Annotated in this window: 2 protein-coding genes and 2 tRNA genes; 2 read left to right on the forward strand and 2 right to left on the reverse strand. The window is 74.0% G+C overall.

Translation table 11 applies throughout. The annotated features are described in order from the left end of the window. Positions 1-639, forward strand: a 639-nt coding sequence (locus tag ABWK99_RS15235; protein WP_372595542.1) for an IclR family transcriptional regulator, incomplete at its 5' end; no start/stop codon positions are given. A 139-nt stretch (positions 640-778) separates the two neighbouring features. Here ABWK99_RS15235 and ABWK99_RS15240 read toward each other — a convergent pair. Both ABWK99_RS15240 and ABWK99_RS15245 read right to left on the reverse strand, forming a co-directional pair. After that, positions 779-851: transfer RNA gene (locus ABWK99_RS15240), tRNA-Glu, on the reverse strand. A gap of 97 nt (positions 852-948) precedes the next feature. Further along, positions 949-1,020, reverse strand: a tRNA-Gln gene (locus ABWK99_RS15245). Positions 1,021-1,228: 208 nt separating this feature from the next. On the opposite strand from ABWK99_RS15245, the gene ABWK99_RS15250 reads away from it, so the two are divergent. Beyond that, the coding region (locus tag ABWK99_RS15250; RefSeq protein WP_372595543.1) for a gamma-glutamyltransferase family protein at positions 1,229-3,076 on the forward strand (1,848 nt) is incomplete at its 3' end.

Here is a 3,076-nt window from a genome sequence, read left to right on the forward strand (position 1 = left end):
GCGCAGCTGGTCGCCGCGACCCATCTTGCCCGACCGACGGCCCATCGCCTCGCCGTCGCCCTCGAGCACCATCGGCTCGTGGCCCGCGACATGCAGGGTCGCTTCGTCCTCGGCCCGCGCCTCGCCGAGCTGTCGACGGCCGCAGGAGAGGACCGCCTCCTCGCCGCGGCCAACCCCGTCCTCGCCGCCTTGCGCGACCACTGCGGCGAGAGCGCACAGCTCTACCGCCGCCAGGGCGACCAGCGGATCTGCGTCGCCGCGGCGGAGCGACCCATCGGCCTGCGCGACTCGATCCCCGTCGGCGCGACCCTGACCATGCACGCCGGCTCCGCCGCCCAGATCCTGCTCGCCTGGGAGGAGCCCGACCGCCTGCACCGCGGGCTCCAGGGCGCCAAGTTCACCGCGACCGTCCTCTCGGGCGTCCGACGTCGGGGCTGGGCGCAGTCGGTCGCCGAGCGCGAGGCGGGCGTCGCGTCGGTCTCGGCACCCGTGCGCGGGAGCTCCGGTCGCGTCGTGGCAGCCGTGTCGATCTCCGGCCCCGTCGAGCGACTGAGCCGTCAGCCGGGACGGCTGCACGCCGGTGCCGTCGTCGCGGCGGCCAACCGTCTCACCGAGGTCCTGCGCCGCACCGGCGACTGAACCCGAGGAGCCCCGGGACGCCATGGCGCGACCCGGGGCAGCCGACCCGCAGACCCGGGGCAGCCGACCCGCAGGCCCTGGGCAACCGACCCGCAGACGCAGAACAGCCCGGTCATCGTGGATGACCGGGCTGTTGTCGTACCCCCAAGGGGATTCGAACCCCTGTTACCGCCGTGAGAGGGCGGCGTCCTAGGCCACTAGACGATGGGGGCCGGGACTGTCTTTCCCCGAGGGGATCGACGGCTGAGAACTCTACCGTATGTGAACCGGTGCTCTGTCCATGCTCTCGCGGGACCGCACCTGCACACGCTGGGGTACCAGGACTCGAACCTAGACTAAGTGAACCAGAATCACTCGTGCTGCCAATTACACCATACCCCATGGGGGTATCCGTACCGGTCATTCGACGACGCTCCGCTGCTGCGGGGCGCGCCTCGAACCGGACGGCGTACCGGCGGGGAACTCTACCCGAGCCGAGGGGCAGGTCCAAACCACGTGCTCAGCCGAGCACGCGGCGTGCGGCGGAGCCTGACGAGCCGACGCCGGGCGACCCGCGAGCCGGCCGAACGCGACCGCGCCACATGCGATCATGCAGGACGTGACCCGGCAGCCCACCCCCACCACGCGTCCGGAGATGCTCGGCACGCACGGGATGGTGGCCTCGACCCACTGGCTGGCCTCCCACGCCGGAATGGCCGTGCTCGAGCAGGGCGGGAACGCCTTCGACGCCGCGGTGTGCGCAGGACTCGTCCTGCACGTCGTCGAGCCGCATCTCAACGGACTCGGCGGGGACGTGCCGATCCTCGCCAAAGCGGCGGGCGCCGACCGGCCCTTCGTGATCTGCGGGCAAGGCACAGCGCCCGCGGCGGCCACCCCCGAGGCCTTCACCTCGCTCGGCCTGGACTCGATCCCCGGGACGGGACTGCTGCCCGCTGTCGTGCCCGGGTCCTTCGGGGCGTGGATGGACCTGCTCGCCAGGTACGGGACCTGGACGGTACGCGCGGTGCTCACCCCCGCTCTCGGCTACGCCCGCGACGGCTTCCCACTCCTCCCGCAGGCCGCCGCGACGATCGGCCGGGTCGCCGGGCTCTTCCGGGAGCACTGGCACTCCTCGGCCGAGCTCTACCTCCGCCACGGCGCACCGCCCTCCCCCGGGTCCCGGTTCACCAACCCCGCCCTCGCGACGACGCTCGAACGGCTGGCGGCAGCCGCCGACGCCCACCGCGACCGCGAGGCGGGCATCGAGGCCGCCCGCGCCGCGTTCTACGAGGGCTTCGTCGCCGAGGCCGTCGACGCGATGTGCACCGGGCCGGCGGTGCACGACTCCTCCGGGCGCGCCCATCACGGCCTCCTGCGCGGCCAGGACCTCGCCGACTGGCGCAGCAGCGAGGAGGACGCCGTCAGCGTGGACGTGTTCGGCCGGACGATCGCCAAGACCGGGCCGTGGGGCCAGGGGCCCGTCCTCCTGCAGCAGCTGCGCGTGCTCGAGGGCCTGGACCTCGACGACACCTCCCCGGACGCCGCGGAGCTCATCCATGCCGTCACCGAGTCGGCCAAGCTCGCCTTCGCCGACCGCGACGCCTGGTACGGCGACCCGGACCACAGCGACGTCCCCCTCGAGACCCTCCTGTCCCCCGCGTACGCCGACGAGCGTCGCGCCCTGATCGGGCCGGAGGCGCGCGGCGGGCTCCACCCTGGCTCCCCCGACGGCCGGACGCCGCGACTGCCCCTCCAGGTCACGCGCGGCCTCGAGGACGGAGCCCCGCCGGCCGTCGCACCGCCTGCCGGCCCGGGAGGTGGCGAGCCCACGTTCGCCCCGAGCACCGCAGGCGAGCCCACGTTCGCCCCGAGCACCGCAGGCGAGCCCCCGACCGCACCCGACGGCACCGTCCGCGGCGACACCTGCCACGTGGACGTCGTCGACCGCTGGGGGAACACCGTCTCGGCGACCCCGAGCGGCGGATGGCTGCAGAGCTCCCCGACGATCGCCTCGCTCGGCTTCGCCCTGCCCACCCGTGCGCAGATGTTCTGGCTCGAGCCCGGCCTGCCGGGGACGATCGGTCCGGGCAGGCGACCTCGTACGACGCTGAGCCCGACGCTCGTGCTGCGCGACGGCCACGCCGAGCTCGCCTGCGGCACCCCGGGCGGTGACCAGCAGGACCAGTGGCAGGTCCCCTTCCTGCTGCGTCACCTCGCCTTCGGGATGGATCTCCAGGAGGCGATCGACGCCCCGTCCTGGCACACGACCCACCTCGTCTCCTCCTTCGCGCCACGCGTCGTCGAGCGCAAGGCCCTGCATGTCGAGGAGACCGTCGGCGAACGGACGATCGCCGAGCTCCGCCGCCGCGGGCACGAGGTGAACGTCACGGGCCACGCCACGCTCGGGCGCCTCACCGCGGCCGGCACCCGCCCCGACGGCATGCTGAGGGCCGCCGCC

The sequence above is a fragment of the Actinotalea sp. genome (genome assembly GCF_041597215.1).
In the GTDB taxonomy this organism is placed as follows: domain Bacteria; phylum Actinomycetota; class Actinomycetes; order Actinomycetales; family Cellulomonadaceae; genus Actinotalea.